Source organism: Pseudomonas sp. Pseusp18, assembly GCF_059506005.1.
The window spans coordinates 5,757,818-5,780,207 of record NZ_CP169240.1; the positions used below are offsets into that span (position 1 = coordinate 5,757,818).

Consider the following 22,390-nt stretch of genomic DNA (forward strand, 5'->3'; position numbering starts at 1 on the left):
TTTGGCAAAACATCGACGACGATCGCAGCCATAAGCAGCCATGGCTCCACGCTGCTGGTATGATGCGCGGCTTTTTCCGACCCACAGAAAATTCCCAGGCGCCTACGGCGGTCTGTGCTTTGCTGTTGAGGTCGATACATTCACGGCGCCGGGCGCGCCACGGGGAGCAGACATGCTGGAAAGGCTGTTTCAACTCAAGGCACACAACACCAACGTGCGGACCGAGATTCTGGCGGGCGTCACGACCTTTTTGGCCATGGCCTACATTCTGTTCGTCAACCCGAGCATCCTCGGCGAGACCGGCATGGACAAAGGCGCGGTGTTTGTCGCCACCTGTCTGGCAGCTGCCATCGGCTCGACAACCATGGGCCTGATCGCCAACTACCCGATCGCCCTGGCACCGGGCATGGGCCTGAACGCCTTCTTCACCTATACCGTGGTCCTGCACATGGGCCATACCTGGCAAGTGGCACTCGGCGCGGTGTTCCTCTCGGCGGTGATGTTTTTCCTGCTGTCGATCTTTCGCATCCGTGAATGGATCATCAACAGCATCCCGTTGGCGCTACGTTCGGCGATTGCCGCCGGCATCGGCCTGTTCCTGGCACTGATCGCCCTGCACAACGCCGGCATCGTCGTCAGCAACCCGGCGACCATGGTCGGCCTCGGTGACCTGAAGCAACCGGCGCCGATCCTCGCGACCCTGGGTTTTGCCCTGATCGTCGCGCTTGAAGCCCTGAAAGTCCGCGGTGCGGTGCTGATCGGCATTCTGTCGGTGACCATCGTTTCCATCCTGTTGGGCTTCAGCCCGTTCGGCGGCGTGATGTCGATGCCACCGTCGCTGGCGCCGACCTTCCTGCAACTGGACATCAAAGGCGCACTGGACATCGGTCTGGTCAGCGTGATTTTCGCGTTCCTGTTCGTCGATCTGTTCGACAACTCCGGCACCCTGATCGGCGTCGCCAAGCGCGCCGGCCTGATGGGCAAGGACGGCCACATGCCGAAAATGGGCCGCGCCCTGATCGCCGACAGCACCGCGGCCATGGCCGGTTCGTTGCTGGGCACCTCGACCACCACCAGCTACATCGAATCCGCAGCCGGCGTGAGTGCCGGTGGCCGCACCGGCCTGACGGCCATCGTGGTGGCGATTCTGTTCCTGCTGGCGCTGTTCTTCTCGCCATTGGCGGCCAGCGTTCCAGCCTTCGCCACGGCGCCTGCATTACTGTTCGTCGCCGTATTGATGACATCCGGCCTGGCGGAAATAGACTGGGACGACATCACCGTCGCCGCACCGGTCGTGGTCACCGCCCTGGCCATGCCATTCACGTACTCCATCGCCAACGGCATCGCCTTCGGTTTCATCTCCTGGACCGCCACCAAGTTGTTGTCCGGTCGCGGCCGTGAACTGAATTCGGCGCTGGTGATTCTGTCGATTCTGTTCGTGATCAAGTTGGGTTGGTTCAACGCATGACTTTTGATTCCCAGGCTTATGCCGTTCAGCTCGAAGAAAAGGTCACGCGCCTGCGCGACCTGCTGGCCCCGTTCGATGCGCCCGAACCAGTGGTGTTTGATTCGCCGCTGAAAAACTTCCGCCTGCGTGCCGAATTCCGCCTGTGGCGTGAAGCCGGCGAGCGCCACTACGCAATGTTTTCCCAGGAAGACAAACGCACACCGATCCTGATCGAAGAATTTCCGATCGCAAGCCTGCGCATCAATGAGTTGATGCCGCAGCTCAAGGCGGCGTGGCAAGCGAGTGCAGCCCTGAGCCACAAACTGTTTCAGGTGGAGTTTCTGACCACGCTGGCCGGCGATGCGATGATCACCCTGTGCTACCACCGCCCGCTGGACGAGCACTGGCACACGGCGGCGTCGAAGCTGGCAGCCGACATGAACGTCAGTATCATCGGTCGCTCGAAGGGCAAACGCGAAGTGATCGGTCACGATTACGTGGTCGAGCAACTTGAAGTCGGCGGCCGTACCTTCAGCTATCGCCAGCCGGAAGGCGCGTTCACCCAGCCCAACGGCACGGTGAACCAGAAGATGCTCAACTGGGCGTATGACGCCCTTGGCGATCGTTCCGACGATTTGCTGGAGCTGTATTGCGGCAACGGCAACTTCACTTTGCCGCTCGCTACCCGCGTGCGCAAAGTGCTGGCCACTGAAATCAGCAAGACCTCGGTCAACGCAGCGCTCAGCAACCTGAGCGAAAACGCGGTGGATAACGTCACGTTGGTGCGTTTGTCTGCCGAAGAATTGACCGAAGCCCTGAACGAAGTTCGCCCGTTCCGTCGCCTGCACGGCATCGACCTCAAGAGCTACGAGTTCGGTAGCGTGTTCGTCGATCCGCCCCGCGCCGGAATGGACCCGGATACTTGCGAACTGACCCGGCGCTTCGACAACATCCTCTACATCTCCTGCAACCCGGAAACCCTCGCGGCCAACATCGCCCAACTAAACGACACTCACCGCATTACTCAATGCGCGATGTTCGACCAGTTCCCGTGGACCCATCACATGGAATCCGGAGTGTTGTTGACCCGTCGTTGAATGCAGTCGTTATACAAATCAGCCGTCCTTGGGACGGCTTTTTTGTAGGCGATCAAAGAGCCGCATCGACCTTGCGTGGGCGACCGCCCTTCTTGCCGTTGGCCCGAGCTGCCTCGGCCTTGGCGGCGCTGCTCTGACGACCATTGCGCGAGGCGATCACCGAGGCCGCCATATCCATCAGCGGCTTGCTCGCCGAAATCAAACCGGCGATGGACACCTGCAGATCCTTGTCTTCATGAAAAAGCGCGGCGCCGGCGAAACCGACTTTCAGGCCGGCGAAATCATCGGCCTCGAAACCATCGAATTCCGGGTAGTTTTTCACTGGCAACAACACACTGCTGCCATCTTCGAAACCGACGGCGAGGCATGGATCAAGGAAGATCACCGTCGTTGCATTCAATCCACTGCGACGGCGTAACTCGCCACTCTCGATCGCTTCGTCCAAAACGCCTTCGGTCACAGGGTGATCTACCTGCATTTTTGCGCTTATCGTTTTCATAATTCGATCTCCACGCCCTCCGGTGCTCCCATCAGCGTCAATAAGGTCTTGTTTCCTTCAGGCTCATAGCGAGCCGAACCAATCATGTAAGTCGTGCTGGCAACCCTCTTCATCACGACCACTTCATTGCCCTGCCAATCCCATAACTGATTGTCGAGGCAGGCCGTCTGCAATTTGCTCCACCAGATGCCACGGGCTCGCCGCAAATGGGCAGGTTGCCTGAGCGCCTGGCGTAACCCCTCCAGCATGGCCAGAGGAGGTCGATGCGAATGAGGAATGACATCCCAGAGCTCTACGCCGTTGTGCCAGAAGCTGAACCGAAAGCGTGCGCTCCATGTGCCTCCATCGACGTGAACATGTGGCGGGCAATGCTCATCACGCAACATGACTACCAGTGACAACCCCTTGTAGCGGCATACATTCATGCTAACCCATCCGTTAGGTTATAGAATCCGAAGATTCGCCATTCCTTGAAAAATCCGATAACTGGCGCTAACCGTTCGATCAGCTGACCACGTTTGAGCCTAGCGTTTCAGGTCGACCGCCCCCTGCCAATCAGGGCAAAAAAGAGTAAGCAATCCTTTCACTGCCAATATCTGGTCGGTGATGAACTCAACGGCGCTGGTGGTTGAAACGAACCCTGTATTTGTACGTCTGCATTTGATAAATACCACCTCGGGCATCCCATTTGATTCTTGGTGTAATCAATCATGCAGCGACATTTCGACGATCTTCAGCTCGGCAGCATCGAACTGTTTTGCCTGGCCGCCGAAGCCGGCAGCTTTACCGCTGCGGCCCTGGTGGCGGGTGTGACCCCGGCTGCGGTCAGCCGCTCGGTGTCGCGGATGGAAGAACGTCTGGGTGTGCGGCTGTTCGCGCGTACCACCCGCAGCGTCAAGCTGACCGACAGTGGCCGGCGCTATTTCGAGGAGTGTCGCCTGGCCCTTGCGCAATTGGTCGAGGCTCAACGCGAGGTCATGGGCCAACAGCAGGAACCCTCCGGCACCTTGCGTATCAGCATTCCCACCACCTATGCCCACCACCGCATCCTGCCGCTGCTGCCGGCGTTCCGGGCGCGTTTTCCCGCCGTGAAAGTCGAGGCGCACATCAGCAATCGCAACATCGATTTCGTCGGCGAAGGCTATGACATGGCCATCCGTGTGCGGGCGATTCCCGACTCCGGGCTGATTGCCCGGCCACTGGAGGACGCCGCGCTGGTGATGATTGCCAGCCCTGACTATCTGAAGCGTGCCGGCACGCCACAGACCCTCGACGACCTGGCGCACCACGAATGCATCCAGTTCGAGCTACCCAGCAGCGGGCGGCGGATTGCCTGGCTGTTCAACGATAACGGCGTGCCTTTGGAGATTCTGGCCGAGGGCAATTACTGCTGCTCCGATGACGTACTGGGCGGTGTGACGCTGGCGAAACACGGCGCCGGGCTGTTTCAAACCTATCGCTTCATCGTCGAAAACGAACTGGCGGATGGCTCGCTGGTGGAAGTGCTCAAGCCCTATGGCGGGCGCTCCCGCCCCTTCACGTTGCTGTATCCGCAAAGCCGCCATGTGCCGTTGCGGCTCAGGGCGTTTATCGATTTTCTGGTTGAGCGTCTTCCGCGCTGAATGTTCGATCACCGCACAGATAATCCAGGGCCGGCGCCTCTTCAATTGACCTTATTAACCAGTTAGTACAATTTATCTCCACAGGCTGAGACCCTCGGCCAATGCCAAAAATAATAAGTGGAGAGACCCAATGTCCCCTATCGTTCTGGTGCTCAACGGCCCGAACCTGAACCTGCTCGGCACCCGTGAACCGGCGACTTATGGCCACGAAACCCTGGCGGATATTTCAGCGCTGTGCGGTCGCGCCGCTGAAGAGTTCGGCCTGAAGGTGGAGTTTCGCCAGACCAACCATGAAGGCGAACTGCTCGACTGGATTCATGCCGCCCGTGGCCGCTGCGCCGGGATCGTCATCAACCCGGCCGCCTGGACTCACACCTCGGTCGCCATTCGCGATGCGTTGGTCGCCAGCGAACTGCCAGTGATCGAAGTGCACCTGTCCAACGTCCATGCCCGCGAACCCTTCCGGCATCACTCCTTTGTCTCGTCCATCGCCACGGCGGTGATGTGCGGCTTCGGCAGCCACGGCTATCGTTTGGCGCTGGAGCATTTCAGCCAACGTTTGAAAGGTTAAGCGTGATGACACAGAACACCGTGGTATTGGCCGGGCTGATCGGCGCCGGCATTCAGGCTTCCCGCACTCCGGCGCTGCACGAGCACGAAGGTGATGCGCAGGGTCTGCGCTACCTGTATCGACTGATCGATCTGGATCAGCTGAAACTCGACAGCGGCGCCCTGCCCGATCTGCTGATGGCCGCCGAACGGATGAATTTCACCGGGCTGAACATCACCTTCCCGTGCAAGCAGACAATCATCCCGTTGCTCGACGAATTGTCGCCGGAAGCCCGCGGCATTGGCGCGGTGAACACGGTGGTGCTGAAGGACGGCAAACGCATCGGCCACAACACCGATTGCCTGGGCTTCGCCGAAGGGTTTCGTCGTGGCCTGCAAGACGTTGCCCGTGAGCGTGTGGTGCAAATGGGCGCCGGTGGCGCAGGCGCGGCGGTGGCCCACGCGTTATTGAGCGAAGGCGTACAACTGCTGAGCATTTTCGATGTGGATCACAGCCGGGCTCAGTCACTGGCGAACAACCTCAATCAGCATTTCGGTTTTGGCCGCGCCGTGGCCGGTCACGACTTGCCAGGCACGCTGGGTCAGGCTGACGGGCTGGTAAATACCACGCCGATGGGCATGAAAAAACTACCGGGCATGCCGGTGCCGGTAGAGCTGCTTCGGGCGCAGTTGTGGGTAGCGGAGATCGTTTACTTCCCGCTGGAAACCGAACTGCTGCGCAACGCTCGTGCGTTGGGTTGCCGAACCCTGGACGGCGGCAACATGGCGGTGTTTCAGGCGGTGAAGGCGTTTGAATTATTCAGCGGCGTGGCGCCGGATGCCCAGCGGATGCTGGCGCATTTTCAAAGCATGAATGGTTGAAATGCAAAAGATCGCAGCCTCGTTTCACTCGACAGCTCCTACAAGTACCCATACCCCTGTAGGAGCTGTCGAGTGAAACGAGGCTGCGATCTTTTAAGGTCCTGAAAATCAGGCCTGCAGATACCGCAACACCGACTCGCAGATCATCTCCCGATGACGCTGCTTGATACTTTCGTCCGGCAAGTCGATCTGAAAGATCTCACCGAAGGTATGACGGTTCGACACGCGATAGAAGCAAAACGAACTGATCAGCAGGTGCACATCCAGCGGATCGAGGCCGGCGCGGAATACACCCTCTGCGGCCCCGCGACGCAAAATCTCGCCCAGTGAATCGAGGATGGTGTTGTTCATCGCCTTGATCGCATCGGAGCGCTTCACATACTCGGCGTTGTGAATGTTCTCGATGCAGACGATGCGCACGAAATCAACGTTGCGATCATGGTGATCGAAGGTGAATTCCACCAACCGTCGAATCGCCTCCACCGGCGCCAGCTCGGCCAGGTGCAAGCGACTTTCGGTGCTGCGGATATCCCCGTAGAGCTTTTCCAGAACCTCGACGTAGAGCTGTTCCTTACTGCCGAAGTAGTAATAGATCATGCGTTTGGAGGTGTGGATGCGCTCGGCGATCGCATCGACGCGCGCACCGGAAAGCCCCTGCTGGACGAACTCGACAATAGCCTCTTGAAGGATGTTCTCGCGGGTTTTTTCCGGGTTGTTCTTGCGACTCTTGCGAGGCTCGGCAATTGGCTTTTCGGGCGCTACGGAGAGTTCTGAAATTATTGTCATTGCGGGCTCACGGCCATCACTGCACAAGTAGGCGATTATGGGCCGCTGCGCACAGTGAAGGAAGCCACGCGGCAGCGGTTTTGTACCCGTGTTTACGATTTTCCTACAACTTTGTCTGACGTACGCCACCACTTCGGGATTTGGCCATGGCCGCCAGTCGCACGGCTACGTTGGCCGCGCCGTAACCCGCATAGCCGTTTTTGCGCTGGATGATTTCAAAGAAAAACCGCCCTTCGAACGGCTCGGTGTACACGTGAAACAGCTCGCCGCCCTGGGCATCGCGGTCGTAGAGCACGTTGAAATACGCCAGCTCGCTGAGGAACTCGTCATCGAAATCGAAGCGTGCGGCGAGGTCATCGTAGTAGTTGAGCGGGATATCCAGTAGCGGCACGCCCGCCTCCTTGGCGCGGCTGACTTCGGCAAAGATGTCATCACAATCGAAAGCGATGTGATGCACGCCGGAACCGCGATAACTCGACAGTGCGTGTGAGATCGCGGTGTTGCGATTTTCGGAAATGTTCAGCGGCAAGCGGATCGAACTGCAACGGCTGCGCAAGGCACGGCTCTTCACCAGACCATACGGGTCGGGCAGCACCACTTCATCGTCGGCTTCGAAATCCAGCAGGCTCTTATAGAACAGCACCCAACTGTCGAGGCTGTCGGCGGGCAGTGCCATGGCCATGTGGTCGATACGCTTGAGGCCGCCGCTGGCCACGGCTGTGGGTTGCAGATTGAAGTCAGTGCCATAGACGTCGGCATCCTGGTCCACCAGGTAAATCAGACTGCCGTCCGGCGCACGCACGGCTGCCAGTTCAAGTTCATTGGGGCCTACCAGCCCACGATACGGCTGGCCTTTGTAAGCCACGGCTCGGGCCAACGCACTGGCGCTGTCCTTGACCCGCACGGCGGTGGCGCACAGCGATGGCCCATGGGCCTCGAAAAAACTGTGGGCGAAGGAATAAGGTTCGGAGTTGAGGATCAGGTTGATATCGCCCTGACGCAACAGGCTGACACTCTTGGAACGGTGTTGCCCAGCCTTGACGAAACCCAGCCGCTCCAGCCAATGGGACAACTTCGCGCCGAGGCTTTCGTCCACGGCGAACTCAAGAAACTCGATGCCGTTGTATTCGCTGGCGCCTGGGGTGTCGAACAAAATGTCGCGATTGGCCACAGGCGTGGCTTCCTGCTCCAGACGCTCGCGGGTTTTCTCTTCCAGGTACAGCAACGAACGCAAGCCGTCGGCGGCGTTGGCCCGGGGTGGCGCGGCGCGGAAACCGTCGTTGAAGATCTCCAGTGACAGCGGTCCGGTGTAGCCACTCTTGATGATCGGCGCGAGGAACCCCGGCAGATCGAATTCGCCCTGCCCCGGGAAACAACGGAAATGCCGGCTCCACTCCAGCACGTCCATGGCCAGGATCGGCGCGTCGGCCATTTGCACGAAGAAGATCTTGTCACCGGGAATCTCGGCGATCGCCTTCGGGTCGCCCTTGAGCGACAGCGTATGGAAACTGTCCAGCAACACGCCGAGGTTCGGATGGTCGGCCTGGCGAACGATGTTCCACACCTGTTGATATGTGTTCACGTGGCGGCCCCAGGCCAGCGCTTCGTAACCGATCCGCAAACCACGAGCGCCGGCCCGTTCGGCGAGCAGGCGCAAGTCGTCGACCAGGATCTGCTCATCGCCGATGGAGTCGGCCGAGGCGTTGCTGCACACCAGCACCAGGTCGGTGCCCAGCTCTTGCATCAAATCGAACTTGCGCTCGGCCCGCTCCAGATTGCGCGGCAGGCGATCGCGGCGGCAACCTTCGAAATCCCGAAAGGGTTGGAACAGTGTGATCGCGATCCCGAGATCAGCGCACATCTGCCTGATTTCCCGTGGGCTGCCGTCGTAGTAGAGAAGGTCGTTCTCGAAAATTTCCACCCCGTCAAATCCGGCGGCGGCGATGGCTTCTAGTTTTTCCGGCAGGGTACCGCTCAAGGAAACGGTGGCAATGGAACGCAGCATGTGTCGACTCCCGGTGGTGGGGACATTCTTGTTGGGCAAATTATTGGCTTGACGAATCCGCACAGCAATTCAAAGTGTACTACCCGGTTAGTTTTGCGGGCGATTATCGAACACAATGGCGGTTGGCGAATTGACGATTTTTCGTCCACTGCGCACCATCGACACCACATTGAGTCCGGTCACGACCCCATGGACTCGGTTACCAAAGACCCTGAACACCACATAAAAATTTCAAAAAACGGGTACACGCTCATGCGCTCATTCAACGCCTTGTTTGCTTGCTCCACCGATCTCACGCCAGACCTGGTGTCCATCCGAACCTTGCGCCCACTCGGCCGAACTGCGCCGCTCGCTGAATAAAACGTTGTCGTCGCCTGACGAAAACACCTCAGCCGATCAATCTCATCCGCGCCCGTCGCCATCGATTGATCACGCGCCCTTGAAGTCCCGACAAGCCTCGCTTGTCAGTCATTGAACGGATGGCACACACATGTTTCCTTCTCAAAGCTCTCGCGTGGCTTCGGCCCAAAGCGTCGCCACTGGCGGCATCGGCGACAAAATCCGCGGCGCCATGGCCGTCGGCAAAACCCGCTGGGGAATGCTGGCGCTGGTATTTTTCGCCACCACCCTGAACTACATCGACCGCGCCGCCCTGGGCGTCATGCAGCCGATCCTGGCCAAGGAACTGAGCTGGACGGCGATGGACTACGCCAACATCAACTTCTGGTTTCAGGTCGGCTATGCCGTCGGTTTCGTGCTGCAAGGCCGGTTGATCGACCGGGTCGGCGTGAAGCGCGTGTTCTTCTTCGCGGTACTGCTCTGGAGCCTGGCCACCGGCGCTCATGGCCTGGCCACTTCGGCGGCGGGCTTCATGGTCTGCCGGTTCATTCTCGGTCTGACCGAAGCCGCCAACTACCCGGCCTGCGTGAAAACCACCCGGTTGTGGTTCCCGGCTGGCGAGCGCGCCGTGGCCACCGGTATTTTCAACGCCGGGACCAACGTCGGTGCGATGTTCACACCGATGCTGCTGCCACTGATTCTTCACGCTTGGGGCTGGCAAGCCGCGTTCCTGTGCATGGCGGCGCTGGGCGGCATCTGGTTGCTGTTCTGGGGCCTGAAGTACTTCAACCCGGAAGATCACCCGAGCGTTAAACAATCGGAACTGGACTACATCCAGAAGGAAGTCGAACCGGAACAATCCCGCGTACCGTTCTCGCGAATCCTGCGCATGCGTGGCACCTGGGCCTTCGCCCTCGCCTACTCGATCACCGCGCCGGTGTTCTGGTTCTACCTGTACTGGCTGCCGCCGTTCCTCAATCAGCAATACAACCTGGGGATCAACGTGACCCAGATGGGAATTCCGCTGATCATCATCTACCTCACGGCTGACTTCGGCAGCGTCGGCGGCGGGATCCTGTCTTCGTTCCTGATCGGTCGCGGGATCAACCCGATCAAGGCCCGACTGATGTCCATGTTCCTGTTCGCCTGCTGCATCATCGGCGTGGTCATGGCCGCCGGTTCGAGCAGCCTGTGGCTCGCAGTCTTCGCCATCTCCCTGGCCATTGGCGCGCACCAGGCCTGGACCGCGAACATCTGGAGCCTGGTGATGGACTACACGCCTAAACACATGATGAGTACGGTGTTCGGCTTCGGTGGCATGTGCGCGGCGATCGGCGGGATGTTCATGACCCAGTTGGTCGGCCACATTCTGACCATCACCAACAACAACTACACCGTGTTGTTCACCATCATTCCGGCGATGTACTTCATCGCGCTGACCTGGATGTACTTCATGGCACCGCGCAAGATTCCGACCGTAAAAGATTGATACACCACAAACGCAGGCCTGATCCCGGGCCTGCGTTTTTTTATGGCCGCGATTTATCCATTTCACCCTTTTTTTCTCACAGCCACAGAGGCACACCATGTCGCCAGGTAACTTGAGCATCGCCAAACGTGCCGTGATCAGCTTCGGCGTCATCGCCCTGCTGGTCCTGTTGCAGGGGCTGTTCGCCCTTAAACAGGTCGCGCAAGTCCGCGCCACCGGCCAGCACACTGAAAACGTCTCCCTGCCCAGCATTCGCCACCTGGGTGAAATCCGCGACTACATCCTGAGCATTCGCGTGCTCAGCCTGCGCATGGCGCTCAACCGCGATCCAAAGGTGCTCGATGCCACCGTCACACGTCTGCACCAAGTGCAGGGTTGGCTTGCAGAGACGCTGGAAAAATTCACTCCGCTGGTCGGTGATTACAACCGGGGGCCGTACGAAAAGTTCGTCACCACCGTCACCAGTTACCGCCAGGCGCTGGCGCAATACGAAGCGCTGTCGCGGGAAAACCGCAGCGAAGAAATGACCGCGTTGCTCAATGGAAAAATCCAGGACTACTCGACCCAGACCGGTGACCAGTTCGCCGAGTTGATGGCGCTTTCCGCCAACGAAGTCAGCCTCTCGGCCAACCAGGCTGACTCACTCTACAATCAGGTAAAAATCACCGTGATCGGTGCGCTGATAGCCGTCGCGCTCCTGACCCTGTGCCTTGCCTGGCTGTTGATACGCAGCATCGTCATGCCGATCCGTCAGGCGGTCGACGTGGCCGAGCAAGTGGCCGCCGGTGACCTGAGTCAACCGATCCGCAGCCACGGCGCCGATGAAACCGCACGCTTGCTTAAGGCCCTGTCGGCCATGCAGACCAGCCTGCGGGAAACCCTGCAACTAATCAGCGGCACGTCGACTCAACTGGCGGCCGCCGCCCTGCAGATGAATCAAAGCACTCAACAGGATTCCAGTCGGCTGCAACAGCAACACAATGAAATCGAGCAGGCCGCCACGGCCGTCAACGAAATGACCGTCGCGGTGGAAGAAGTGGCACGCAACGCGGTGTCGACTTCCGACAGCACCAGACAGTCCACACAGCAAGCCAATCAGGGCCAGGCCCGGGTGATTGAAACCCTGGATTCGATTCAGGCGATGAGCGGCAATGCGGGCATCGCGCTGCAACAGGTTCAGACCCTGGCCGAGCAGTCCCGGGAAATCGGCAAGGTGCTGGACGTGATCCGCGCCATCGCCGAACAGACCAACCTGCTCGCGCTCAATGCCGCCATCGAGGCTGCGCGGGCCGGTGAAGCCGGACGTGGCTTCGCGGTGGTGGCCGATGAAGTTCGGGCGCTGGCGCATCGCACTCAGCAATCAACCCGGGAGATCGAACAGATCATTGGCCGGGTTCAGGGCGATACCAACGGTGTGGTGATGTCGATGCACGACAACAGTCAGCGTGTCGCCGAAACCTTGTCGATTGCTGAACAGGCCGGGCTGGCACTGGCAGAAATCACCCGGGCGATGGAGCAGATCCATGAACGTAACCTGGTGATCGCCAGCGCCTCGGAAGAACAGGCGCAGGTGGCCCGTGAGGTGGATCGTAATCTGCTGAACATCCGCGACCTGTCGCTGGAAAGCGCCGACGCCGCGACCCGGACCAGCGCCACCAGCCAGGAGTTGTCGCGACTGGCGGCAGGCCTGCAAAACCTGGTGGTGCGTTTCAAATTTTGACCGGGTTCAGCGGCGGCTTTGTTGCCACGCCGCCGCCAACCCGCTGCAGCAAATCACCGCGATCCCGACCACCGTGGTCAGGGTCGGCGTGTGAGAAAACAGCAACCAGCCGAGCAAACCGGCAAAGACAATCTGGCAATAGCCGAACGGTGCCAGCAGCGCGGGGGCGGCATGGCGGAACGCCTGGGTCAAAAACAGGTGCGCCGTCATCCCGCAGGCGCCCAGTGCAACCATCATCAATCCATGCCCAAGGCTTGGCACTTTCCAGAAGAACGGCACCAGAGCACTCATCACCAGGGTGTTGCACAGGCCGGCGAAGAAGTTACTGGTGGTCGGGCTGTCGATTTCACTGAGCTTGCGGGTGAGCAATTGATAGAAGCAGAAAAACAGCGCCGAGCAGAGTGGCAGCAAGACTGCTGGCGTGAACAGATCACCGCCGGGATGGACGATGATCAACACGCCGACAAATCCGCAAATCACTGCGATCCATTGGCCACGAGTGACCCGCTCACGCAGCAGTGGCACCGACAACGCGGTGACCAGAACCGGAGCGAGAAAGTTGACCGCCGTGGCTTCGGCCAATGGGATGTACTGCAAACCGGTGGTGAAGAACAAACTGGTGCCCAACAGGCACAACGCCCTGAACAACTGCAGCAACGGACGTTTGGTGCGCAGGACGCGCAACCCCGATTGCGGCAGGAAAATCCCGGCCATCAGCAAGGTGTGAACCACATAGCGGGCCCAAACCACCATGACGATCGGATAGAAACCCGATAGATATTTCGACAAGGCGTCGTGACTGGAAAACAGGAAGGTCGCGACGACGATCAGCAGAATCCCTTTGAAGGGTTGGTTTACGCCGGAGAGCGGTGTGCTGACGGTCATGAGCGATCCTTTTTTTTACATCGAAAGTCAAAGGCTTCGCCGGCAAGCCTCGCTCCTACATGAACACTGGATAACCTGTGGGAGCGTGGCTTGCCCGCGATAGGTGCGCAGCACCGCTTACCGCCGCGCCAACAATTCCCGGGTTTTATCCAACGCCATCTGCGCCCGCTGCAACCCGCTCACGCCCTGTTCCAGCAACTTCACGGTGGGAATCTCCAGGCTTAACGGGATATCGGCCGGCAAACCCTGCAACAACCCCGCCAGATCACAATCACCATCGCCCGGAAAACGCCGTTCGTTACGCGCCTGACGCAAAATCTCCGCCATGTCCGTTGGCCGTGGTCCCGCAACATCGCACAGCTGTGCATACCGTAACCGTGACGGGGCAACTTTGGCCAGATCTTCCAGCCGCGAACCCGATCGGTCGAAATGGAACGCGTCCACCAACACCGCGCCGTTTTCACGGTCAGCGTTTTCGACGATGCGCACCGCTTGTTCAAGATCGCGCGCATCGGTCCACGGCATGAACTCCAGATGCGGATGCAGCCCATAAGGTGCCGCCAGATCACACAGCCGGGCGAAGTTCTCGGTGAGTCGTTGTTCGTCGGAATCGTTACCGGCCACCAGCAATTCACTGGCACCCAATTGCGCCCCGACCGCCAGAATCTTCTCGAAGTCGGCGACGACGGTTTGCGGTTTAAGACGCAGGATTTCAACATCCAGCACACGAATGCCGGTATCGCGCAGCCGCGCCAGTGTCTCACGCCGTAAACCGACATCGGCTACCAGCGCAAAGTGATGTTCTTCGGGTGTCGCCGGTTCAAGGCGTAATCCGACATGGCTGTAACCGGCACGCGCCGCAACGTCCACCATCTGCGGCGGAGACAACTCCAGCACGGTCAGGCTGGCCAGGGAAAAGATCCGCTCACTCATGTTCATTCCTCGATCAACATCGGGGTGCAGGCACGACCGGTTTCGGCGGCCTCGCGAATCGCTTCAACCAGCGCCAGGGTGCGCGCAGCATCGGCAGCGCTCACCAACGGTTCGACTTCCCGGCGCGCCACGCGCACGAAATGCTGCAACTGCAAACGCAATGCTTCATCGGCGCAGAAGCTTTCCTGCTCCGCCAGCAACGGTTGATGCCATCCGCCATCGACGTCGGCGTAATGCCAGCGCTTGAGCTGCGGAATGCTCAACGCACCGCCCGTCCCGGCCAGCAAGTAACACGGCTGATCGGCCTGGCGCGGATAGACCGGGTTCTCCCCGGAATCCAGCTCCCAACTCCAGGGCGCCGCCACCGCGTCGGAACCGGTCAGGCTGCCCAGTGCGCCATTGTCGAACTGCAGCAACACCGCCGCGCAATCTTCGTTGGCAAACCCGCGCACCGCATTGCTGGTGATCGCCTGCACCTGCCGCACTTCGCCGCAAAGATGACGCAGCAGGTCGAGGTCATGAATCAGGTTGGTCAGCAACATCCCCGCACCGGGCTCGCGGCGCCATGACGTTTCGAAATAGCTGTCGGGTTTGCGCAACTGCCAGAGCGCCGTCACCGTCGTCAGCTGCCCCAAAGCGCCACCCTGCACCAGTTCATGGGCGCGGACGATCAACGGATTGTGCCGGCGATGATGGCCGACCAGCACGGGAACACCGGTGGCTTTCGACGCAGCCACCAGTTCGCGCGCTTCATCCAGGTGCACACCGACCGGTTTTTCCAGTAGCACCGGCACGCCGGCGGCGAGGCAATCGAGCGCCGTGCTGATGTGGAGCGTGTTCGGGTTGGCGACGATCACTGCGTCTGGCTTCGCCTGGTCCAGCATCTGACGGTGATCCGCGAAATACCCCACGCCCCATTCGCCCGCGAGGCCTGCCGCTTGTGGCCCGGGATCGGCCACCGCACACAACGTCGCTTGCGTCAGGGTTTGCAGATGCCGGTAATGCTGCTGGCCCATGTTGCCGGCACCGATCAGGGCGATGCGAAGGGGCGAAGTCATGCTGCGGTCCTCTTGTGATTATTGTCGGAGGGATGAATTCCAATAATTTAGAACCTGGTTCCAGATTCTTACAGGAGTAACGGCAACTTGTGTTCGAACAACGCACAGATTCGCATAGCCCACATATGGGTTTGTGCGGGCAGAATTAGACGAACAACTCCGAAGCCAGGCTTGCGGCAGACAGCTCCTCAGTGAACTTCAACAACAGCGGCGCCAGTTCATGCAACCGTGCCCCCGGCATCCGCGCGCTTGGCCCGGCAATGCTCAGCACACCGATCACTCGACCGTCGCCTGGGTGGCGCACCACCGCCGCAATCGCCGAGGTGCCCACTGCCGAACTCTCTTCGACCCAGGCGTAGCCCTGCTCTCGCGCCAGACGCAGGCGCTCCAGTAACTCAATGTTGGAACGCGGCGCGTTCGGCCCCAGGTCTTTCGGCCGTTCGCTCCCCTGACGCTCCACCAGCGACAACGCTTCGGCATCGCTCATGCACGCCAGCCATGCATGGCCCGACGCGGTGTAGAACAAGGGCGCATCACGGCCCATGTCCGGGTCGTAGCGCAGGCCCGAGCGGGCACCCTGAGACTTGGCGATCCAGACCTGGCGCTCGCCTTCAATAACGCCAAGGCGCACCAGCTCGCCGGTTTCCTCGGCCAGGCGATCGAGCACCGGTTGCACGATATCGGCGCCGCTGCTCGACAGGTAACGGAAACCCATCGCCACCAGTTTGGTCGACAGGTGATAGCGCAGGTTCTCCGGATTCTGTCGCACGTAACCCAGCCGAATCAGCTCGGTGAGCAGACGGTGGGTCGCGCTTTTGGGGATGTCCAGTTGCTCCGCCAACGTCTGCATCGGCAGGCCGCGAGGGTCACTGGTGAGGCTTTCCAGCACGCTGAAAACACGTTCGATCTGACTGCCGGCCATGGGGGGGTTCCACTCGAAATTTTGCCGATTCTAAAAGACAAACCACGTAATGCGAAATCTGGAACCCGCTGTCCGATAACCGCCCTCTTTACGCAGTGAATGGTTGCCGGGATCAATCAAGCCTTTATATTTTCTGGAATCAAATTCCAAAAACAACCTGGAGCTTTTAAACGATGCCTGCCGACTCTCCCCTCCTTGCGGACATCGAATGCGATGTGCTGATCGTCGGCTCCGGTGCGGCCGGATTGTCCGCAGCTGTAACCGCAGCCTGGCATGGCTTGAAAGTGATCGTGGTCGAGAAAGACCCGGTGTTCGGCGGCGCCACGGCGTGGTCCGGCGGATGGGCCTGGGTGCCGTGCAATCCTCTGGCGCGTCGTGCCGGCATCGTTGAAGACGTCGAGCAACCGCGCACTTACCTGAAGCACGAATTGGGTGAGCGTTACGATCCGGCGATGATCGACGCGTTCCTTGAGGCTGGCCCGCGAATGGTCGCGTTCTTCGAGCAACACACTGCCCTGCAATTCGCCGATGGCAACGCCATCGCCGACATTCATGGCGACACGCCGGGCGCCGGCACCGGCGGACGGTCGGTGATCGCTGCGCCTTATGACGGACGAAAAGTCGGCAAGCTACTGAAGCGCCTTCGCAAAACCATGCGGGAAACTTCGTTCATGGGCATGCCGATCATGGCGGGGGCGGACCTGAGCGCATTTCTCAACCTGACGCGCTCTTTGCCCGCTGCATGGCACGTGACCCGGCGCTTCACTCGGCACTTGTTCGACCTCATTGTTCATGGCCGGGCGATGCAACTGGTCAACGGCGTGGCGCTGGTTGCGCGGTTGGCAAAGTCCGCCGAAGACCTGGGCGTCTTGCTCTGGGAATCGGCACCGGTGACCGAGTTGCTTCGCGAAGGCGATCAGGTGCAAGGCGCGATCGTCAGTACCGCCAAAGGCAAAATCCGCATCCATGCACGCAAGGCCGTGGTGCTCGCGACCGGAGGTTTCGCCAATGATATCGAGCGGCGCAAGGCGCTGTTCCCCCGCACACCAACCGGCAACGAACACCTGGCGCTGCCGCCTCTCGGCGTCGCCGGTGATGGTTTGCGATTGGGCGAAAGCGCCGGTGCGCGGGTCAACACCGACATGGCATCGCCCGTGGCCTGGGCGCCGGTTTCGCAAGTGCCGCACAGTGACGGCAGCATCGGCCACTTCCCGCACATCATCGAACGCGGCAAACCGGGGATCATCGGTGTGCTGAGCAACGGCCGGCGCTTCGTCAACGAAGCCGACGGCTACTACGACTACGTGACGGCCATGGTCGCCGCCGCACCGCTGGGCGAAGAAGTCGCCTCCTGGCTGATCTGCACTCATGGTTTTCAACGGCGTTATGGCCTGGGAATTTCTCGGCCGTTTCCGGTGCCGCTGTCATCCTTTATCCGCAGCGGTTATCTGAAAACCGGCAACACTGTCGAGGAATTGGCCCTGGCCTGCGGCATCGACCCAAACGGATTGCGCAGCACGGTGGATGAATACAACCGGTGTGCGCGCAACGGCGAAGATCCGTTGTTCGGTCGTGGCTCGACGCCCTACAACCGCAAACAGGGCGATGCGTTGCAGCAACCCAACCCGTGCGTCGCGCCGATTGAACAAGGCCCGTTCTACGCCGTGAAGGTCCAGCCTGGCTGCTTTGGCACCTTCGCCGGGCTCAAGGTCAATGAACATGCCCAGGTTCTTGGCGAGTCGGGGCAGGCCATCGCCGGGTTGTATGCAGCGGGCGGCGACATGGCCAGTATCATGGGCGGGCACTATCCCGCCGGCGGTATCAATCTCGGCCCGGCGCTGACCTTCGGCTACATCGCTGCCCGGCATATCGCCGATATAGAGTGAGTTTGATCAGTGATTCTCGAGACAAGCATTCGCCCACTCGGTAAAAACCTGTCGCCCTGAAGGAATTCGCTGGGCTATCCGTGTTCAATACAAGTCTGAAATGTTCCGTGCGCAGTAAAAGACAGACGACCGGACTGGCGCCGCTCTCACTGACCAGCAACACTCATCACCATATTCAAACGAGGACTCACCCCCATGCTATGGAAAAAAGGCCGACGCAGCGACAACGTGGTCGATGCCCGTGGCGATGATGTCGGCGGTGGGGGTGGCGGGATGCGCTTCGGCGGGGGCAAGGGCCTGAGCCTGACCGCGATCCTGTTGATCGTCGGGATCGGCTGGATCACCGGCCAGGACCCGATGCAGATCCTCGGTCAATTGACCGGACAAATGAGCGAGCAATCGGCTCCGGCCACCACCCACACCCGCAAGGCACCGCCGGCCAATGATGAAAACGCCGAATTCGTGCGCTCGATCCTCGGCGACACCGAAGACACCTGGGGCCAGATTTTCCAGCAGGCCGGTCGGCAATATAAAGACCCGACCCTGGTGCTGTTCAGCAATCAGGTGAACTCGGCGTGCGGATTGGCGACATCGGCGACTGGTCCGTTCTATTGCCCGGCAGACCAGAAGGTCTACCTGGACATGGGTTTCTTCCAGGAAATGTCCCAGCGTTTTTCCGCCGCAGGTGATTTCGCCCAGGCCTACGTGATCGCTCACGAAGTCGGACACCACGTGCAGACCTTGCTCGGCGTTTCGGCGAAGATTCAGACCGCTAGGCAGCAGGGCCGGCAAATGGAGGGCGACGGTGGTTTGCTGGTGCGTCAGGAACTGCAGGCCGATTGCCTGGCCGGGGTCTGGGCCAACATTGCGCAGAAGCGCCTGAACTGGCTGGAACCCGGTGACATCGAAGAAGCCTTGAACGCCGCCAACGCCATCGGCGATGACCGCTTGCAGCAGCAAGGTCAGGGCCGCGTGGTACCGGACTCATTCACTCATGGTACGTCAGCGCAAAGGGTGCGCTGGTTCAAAGCCGGATTTGCACAAGGCCAGGTTGGCCAGTGCGATACCTTTGCCGCGAAGAATCTGTAATGCACAAGTGGTTGTTAGCTCTGTTGATCACCTGCACAAGCGCCCAGGCTGCCGAGCAGGGGGTCAAGGAGATCAGTTCCGGGCGCCTGCTGTTGAGCGCCGGCGAAATCGCGGTGGGCATCGGCCCGACACCGGCGAAGAACATCGAACGGGTGCTGATCATCATTCATGGTCGTTTGCGCAACGCTGAAACCTACCGCCAGAACGCCGAGCACGCGGCCCAGCAAGCCGGGCAAAGCGATAACACCTTGGTGCTCGCCCCGCAGTTTCTCAATGAAACCGACATCGCGAGCCACCCGGTGCCTGACAGCGTTTTACGCTGGCACGGCAATGACTGGATGGCCGGCGGCTTATCCACCGCGCCATTTACGCTGAGCTCCTACGCGGCGCTCGACGAAATCATCGCTCGCCTGGGTGATCGGCGACAGTTTCCGGACGTGAAGCAAATCGTCATTGCCGGTCACTCGGGCGGCGCTCAGGTGGTTCAGCGTTACGCCATGTTGAGCCACCCTCAGCCAGCCCTCGACACAGCAGGGGTGAAGGTGCGCTATGTGATCGCCAATCCTTCGTCGTATGCCTATTTCAATGAGCAACGGCCGGTGGCGTTCAGTCATGCGGGGTGTCCGAACTTCAATCGCTGGAAGTATGGACTGGCGGACTTGCCCGCCTATGCCGATGGACAAACGCCTGCGCAGCTGGAAGAAAACTACATCAAACGCGACATCGTTTATTTGCTCGGGCAGCAGGACATCGACCCGAATCACCCGGCGCTGGATAAAAGTTGCGAAGCCAAAGCCCAGGGCGCTTCTCGTTTGATTCGCGGGCGCAATTATTTCAATTATCTGAAACGGCGCCATCCTCAAGGGTTGAGTCAGCAGCTGATTGAAGTGCCCGGGGTTGGACACAATGGCGACGGGATGTTTACCTCGCCTGAGGGGCAGAAGGCGTTGTTCGGGCAGTGAGTTTTGGGGCGTCTGATCGGACGCCCAATCTCTCAAGCCGAAAGCAGCTGCCGCAACTCCACGCAATCGCGCGCATGCCAATCGGTCAATTCCGGCCACGGATTATCCGGCAGGTTCACCAGCACCGTCCGCGTCCCCGCCGCCCGGCCGCAATCCAGGTCGAAGCGGTAATCACCGACCATCACCATTTCACTCGCCGGCACCTTCCAGGCTTCGGCCAGTCTCAGTAAACCACCAGGATGCGGTTTGGGCGGCGCTTCATCGCGACCCAGTACATCCTCCACCGCAAAGCAATCGGCCAGGCCAATCGCCTCCAGCGTGACATGCGCCAGCTCACGGGCATTGCGCGTGAGAATACCCAGGCGATAACCGCGCCCGGCCAACTCACGCACCAGTTCCACCGCGCCCGGAGCCGGTTTCGAACCCAGCGCCAGATCCCGCTCGTGTTCCAGCAGCCACGCATGTTTGGCCGACGCTTCTTCGGCCGGCAGCCCAGCGAGGTGAGTGAGGATGTCGTGTTCTGCAGGAATCGCCAACGCCACGCGGATCGCCGCGAAGTCATGCACGGCCACGGTCAGGGTGCCGTCCATGTCGAACACCCAGTGCCGCACCTCGGCCAGGCTCATATCCAGTCCTTGCGATGACGAATCAGGCCTTCCTGAGTGACCGAGGCCACCAGTTGCCCGGCACGGTTGAACACGCTGCCACGGGAGAATCCACGCGAGTTGCCGGCCCACGGGCTGTCCATGGCGTACAGCAACCAGTCATCGGCGCGCAGGTCGGCGTGGAACCACAACGCGTGATCAAGGCTGGCGACCTGCATGTCTTTCTGCCAGACCGATTTGCCATGGGGCAGCATCGAGGTGGTCAGCAGGCCGAAGTCCGACGCATAAGCCAGCAGGTATTTGTGCAGCGCTGGAGTGTCAGCCAACGCACCATCGGCGCGGAACCAGACGTATTTGACCGGATCGGCAGGCTGCGGGTTGTAGGGATCTTTCTCGGTCACCGGGCGGAATTCGATCGGTTTCGGGCACAGCAGCTTTTCGCGCATGTGCTCTGGGATGAGGTGCGCCCGTTGCTGGGTGAGTTCCAATTCTGACGGCAGATTTTCCGGGCCGACCACTTGCGGCATTTCGCTCTGGTGCTGGAAGCCTTCTTCGTCGTACTGGAACGAGGCGCTGCAGGTAAAAATCGGGTTGCCCTTCTGGATCGCCGTCACCCGGCGCGTGCTGAAACTACCGCCATCGCGCACCCGATCGACCTGATACACCACCGGCAACTTCGCATCGCCCGGACGCAGGAAGTAACCGTGCATCGAGTGCACATGGCGCGTCTCTTCGACTGTCTGACTGGCCGCCGACAGGGACTGGCCGAGCACCTGGCCGCCGAACAACTGACGGAAACCCAGGTCCTGGCTGCGGCCACGGAACAGGTTTTCTTCAATCGGTTCCAGGGTCAGCAGGTCTACCAGATCTTCCAACACTTGGCTCATTCAGACTCTCCTCACACAAAGCAATGCCGCGCAGTCTTGGCTGCGGCGGTCGATTCAGTTTATGGCCCGGTTCAACATGAGGGCCATTGTAAACGTCCGTGCCTGCTTATCCATGCAAGGTTTGCAGCCATTGCTCACGGGTGATGCGGTACAACACGTGCGGGCGCAGCAGATGATCCTCTGCAAGCCTTGGGTGCTCGAAGTCATCGGCGGGGGCATGGTGCATGCCGATCGCCTGCATGACTTTTTGCGAAGGCAGGTTGGTTTCGGTGGTGAACGCCACGACCTCTTGCAGCGCCAAGCGATCAAACCCACAGCGCAGAGCGGTCCATGCCGCCTCGCTGGCATAACCCAGGCCCCAGTGCTCGCGCGCCAGGCGCCAGCCGATTTCGATGGCTGGCGTGAACGGTGCGTCAAAGCCGACCACACTCAGCCCGGTAAACCCGATGAACGCTCCGGTGTCCTTGCGCTCCAGTGCCCAGAGGCCGAAACCATGCTCGGCAAAGTGCCCGCGAACCCGCCCGATCAGCGCGGCACTTTCCAGCCGACTCAAGGGCGCCGGAAAATAACGCATCACCTGTGGATCGGCGCACATCGCCGCAAACGCCGGCAAATCCTCATCGCGCCACTGCCGTAATGACAGTCGCGCGCTTTCGAGTTCCAGTATCGGCTCCATCGTGCCCCTCCCCTCTGTTTCCATGCCGCAAGTCTACATCGCTGGTAGGATC

General features: G+C 60.2%; 21 protein-coding genes. 10 read left to right on the forward strand and 11 right to left on the reverse strand.

What is annotated here, in order from left to right; translation table 11 throughout:
* Positions 1-172: 172 nt before the first annotated feature.
* The gene (locus tag ACEN9A_RS25915; protein ID WP_019650933.1) at positions 173-1,468 is read left to right on the forward strand and encodes an NCS2 family permease; all 1,296 of its coding nucleotides are present in this window, start codon (positions 173-175) and stop codon (positions 1,466-1,468) included.
* On the forward strand, positions 1,465-2,544 hold the full coding sequence (trmA, locus tag ACEN9A_RS25920; RefSeq protein ID WP_019650932.1) for a tRNA (uridine(54)-C5)-methyltransferase TrmA: 1,080 nt from the start codon (positions 1,465-1,467) through the stop codon (positions 2,542-2,544). The genes ACEN9A_RS25915 and trmA overlap by 4 nt, the downstream gene beginning before the upstream one ends.
* Positions 2,545-2,596: 52 nt before the next feature.
* Here trmA and ACEN9A_RS25925 read toward each other — a convergent pair whose 3' ends face one another.
* Both ACEN9A_RS25925 and ACEN9A_RS25930 read right to left on the reverse strand, forming a co-directional pair.
* The gene (locus tag ACEN9A_RS25925; protein WP_258671214.1) at positions 2,597-3,043 is read right to left on the reverse strand and encodes a DUF2442 domain-containing protein; all 447 of its coding nucleotides are present in this window, start codon (positions 3,041-3,043) and stop codon (positions 2,597-2,599) included.
* Positions 3,040-3,468, reverse strand: a complete 429-nt coding sequence (locus ACEN9A_RS25930; RefSeq protein WP_026346000.1) for a hypothetical protein — start codon at positions 3,466-3,468, stop codon at positions 3,040-3,042. Before ACEN9A_RS25930 ends, ACEN9A_RS25925 begins: the two co-directional genes overlap by 4 nt.
* 285 nt (positions 3,469-3,753) lie before the next feature.
* Here ACEN9A_RS25930 and ACEN9A_RS25935 point away from each other — a divergent pair, with 285 nt between their 5' ends.
* The 3 genes from ACEN9A_RS25935 to ACEN9A_RS25945 all read left to right on the forward strand — a co-directional run bounded on the left by ACEN9A_RS25935 (position 3,754) and on the right by ACEN9A_RS25945 (position 6,096).
* On the forward strand, positions 3,754-4,665 hold the full coding sequence (locus ACEN9A_RS25935) for a LysR family transcriptional regulator (protein WP_258671215.1): 912 nt from the start codon (positions 3,754-3,756) through the stop codon (positions 4,663-4,665).
* A gap of 130 nt (positions 4,666-4,795) precedes the next feature.
* A complete protein-coding gene (gene aroQ / locus ACEN9A_RS25940) occupies positions 4,796-5,236 on the forward strand; it encodes a type II 3-dehydroquinate dehydratase (protein WP_007937291.1) in 441 nt (146 codons plus the stop codon).
* A gap of 5 nt (positions 5,237-5,241) precedes the next feature.
* Complete coding sequence (locus ACEN9A_RS25945) at positions 5,242-6,096, forward strand: shikimate dehydrogenase (RefSeq protein WP_258671216.1); 855 nt, start codon at positions 5,242-5,244, stop codon at positions 6,094-6,096.
* Between the two features lie 108 nt (positions 6,097-6,204).
* On the opposite strand, the gene ACEN9A_RS25950 is transcribed toward ACEN9A_RS25945, so the two are convergent.
* Entirely contained in the window at positions 6,205-6,882 is a 678-nt protein-coding gene (locus ACEN9A_RS25950) for a TetR/AcrR family transcriptional regulator (RefSeq protein ID WP_258671217.1), read from the reverse strand.
* Positions 6,883-6,985: 103 nt separating this feature from the next.
* The gene (quiC, locus tag ACEN9A_RS25955; RefSeq protein ID WP_258671218.1) at positions 6,986-8,887 is read right to left on the reverse strand and encodes a 3-dehydroshikimate dehydratase QuiC; all 1,902 of its coding nucleotides are present in this window, start codon (positions 8,885-8,887) and stop codon (positions 6,986-6,988) included.
* Between the two features lie 490 nt (positions 8,888-9,377).
* Here quiC and ACEN9A_RS25960 point away from each other — a divergent pair, with 490 nt between their 5' ends.
* Positions 9,378-10,715 (forward strand): MFS transporter, encoded by a 1,338-nt coding sequence (locus tag ACEN9A_RS25960; protein WP_018925801.1) that lies wholly within the window; start codon positions 9,378-9,380, stop codon positions 10,713-10,715.
* A 97-nt stretch (positions 10,716-10,812) separates the two neighbouring features.
* The gene (locus ACEN9A_RS25965) at positions 10,813-12,435 is read left to right on the forward strand and encodes a methyl-accepting chemotaxis protein (RefSeq protein ID WP_258671219.1); all 1,623 of its coding nucleotides are present in this window, start codon (positions 10,813-10,815) and stop codon (positions 12,433-12,435) included.
* Between the two features lie 6 nt (positions 12,436-12,441).
* On the opposite strand, the gene ACEN9A_RS25970 is transcribed toward ACEN9A_RS25965, so the two are convergent.
* The 4 genes from ACEN9A_RS25970 to ACEN9A_RS25985 form a co-directional block, all read right to left on the reverse strand.
* Positions 12,442-13,320 (reverse strand): DMT family transporter, encoded by an 879-nt coding sequence (locus ACEN9A_RS25970; protein WP_019650921.1) that lies wholly within the window; start codon positions 13,318-13,320, stop codon positions 12,442-12,444.
* Positions 13,321-13,437: 117 nt separating this feature from the next.
* A complete protein-coding gene (locus ACEN9A_RS25975; protein WP_258671220.1) occupies positions 13,438-14,253 on the reverse strand; it encodes a sugar phosphate isomerase/epimerase family protein in 816 nt (271 codons plus the stop codon).
* A 2-nt stretch (positions 14,254-14,255) separates the two neighbouring features.
* Positions 14,256-15,311 carry a Gfo/Idh/MocA family protein gene (locus ACEN9A_RS25980; RefSeq protein ID WP_258671221.1) on the reverse strand — a complete coding sequence of 352 codons (1,056 nt, stop codon included), beginning with the start codon at positions 15,309-15,311 and terminating at the stop codon, positions 14,256-14,258.
* A 145-nt stretch (positions 15,312-15,456) separates the two neighbouring features.
* The gene (locus ACEN9A_RS25985) at positions 15,457-16,233 is read right to left on the reverse strand and encodes an IclR family transcriptional regulator (RefSeq protein WP_018925796.1); all 777 of its coding nucleotides are present in this window, start codon (positions 16,231-16,233) and stop codon (positions 15,457-15,459) included.
* Between the two features lie 173 nt (positions 16,234-16,406).
* Here ACEN9A_RS25985 and ACEN9A_RS25990 point away from each other — a divergent pair, with 173 nt between their 5' ends.
* From ACEN9A_RS25990 to ACEN9A_RS26000, 3 genes are all read left to right on the forward strand, one after another.
* A complete protein-coding gene (locus tag ACEN9A_RS25990) occupies positions 16,407-18,119 on the forward strand; it encodes an FAD-dependent oxidoreductase (protein WP_258671222.1) in 1,713 nt (570 codons plus the stop codon).
* A gap of 195 nt (positions 18,120-18,314) precedes the next feature.
* The gene (gene ypfJ / locus ACEN9A_RS25995; protein ID WP_018925794.1) at positions 18,315-19,208 is read left to right on the forward strand and encodes a KPN_02809 family neutral zinc metallopeptidase; all 894 of its coding nucleotides are present in this window, start codon (positions 18,315-18,317) and stop codon (positions 19,206-19,208) included.
* Complete coding sequence (locus tag ACEN9A_RS26000) at positions 19,208-20,170, forward strand: alpha/beta fold hydrolase (protein ID WP_258671223.1); 963 nt, start codon at positions 19,208-19,210, stop codon at positions 20,168-20,170. The genes ypfJ and ACEN9A_RS26000 overlap by 1 nt, the downstream gene beginning before the upstream one ends.
* A gap of 32 nt (positions 20,171-20,202) precedes the next feature.
* Here ACEN9A_RS26000 and ACEN9A_RS26005 read toward each other — a convergent pair whose 3' ends face one another.
* From ACEN9A_RS26005 to ACEN9A_RS26015, 3 genes are all read right to left on the reverse strand, one after another.
* Entirely contained in the window at positions 20,203-20,796 is a 594-nt protein-coding gene (locus ACEN9A_RS26005; protein WP_258671224.1) for an HAD family hydrolase, read from the reverse strand.
* Complete coding sequence (gene tesB / locus ACEN9A_RS26010) at positions 20,793-21,662, reverse strand: acyl-CoA thioesterase II (RefSeq protein ID WP_028938855.1); 870 nt, start codon at positions 21,660-21,662, stop codon at positions 20,793-20,795. The genes ACEN9A_RS26005 and tesB overlap by 4 nt, the downstream gene beginning before the upstream one ends.
* A 106-nt stretch (positions 21,663-21,768) precedes the next feature.
* Positions 21,769-22,338: a GNAT family N-acetyltransferase gene (locus ACEN9A_RS26015; RefSeq protein WP_258671225.1), complete on the reverse strand. Its 570-nt coding sequence runs from the start codon at positions 22,336-22,338 to the stop codon at positions 21,769-21,771.
* Positions 22,339-22,390: the final 52 nt, after the last annotated feature.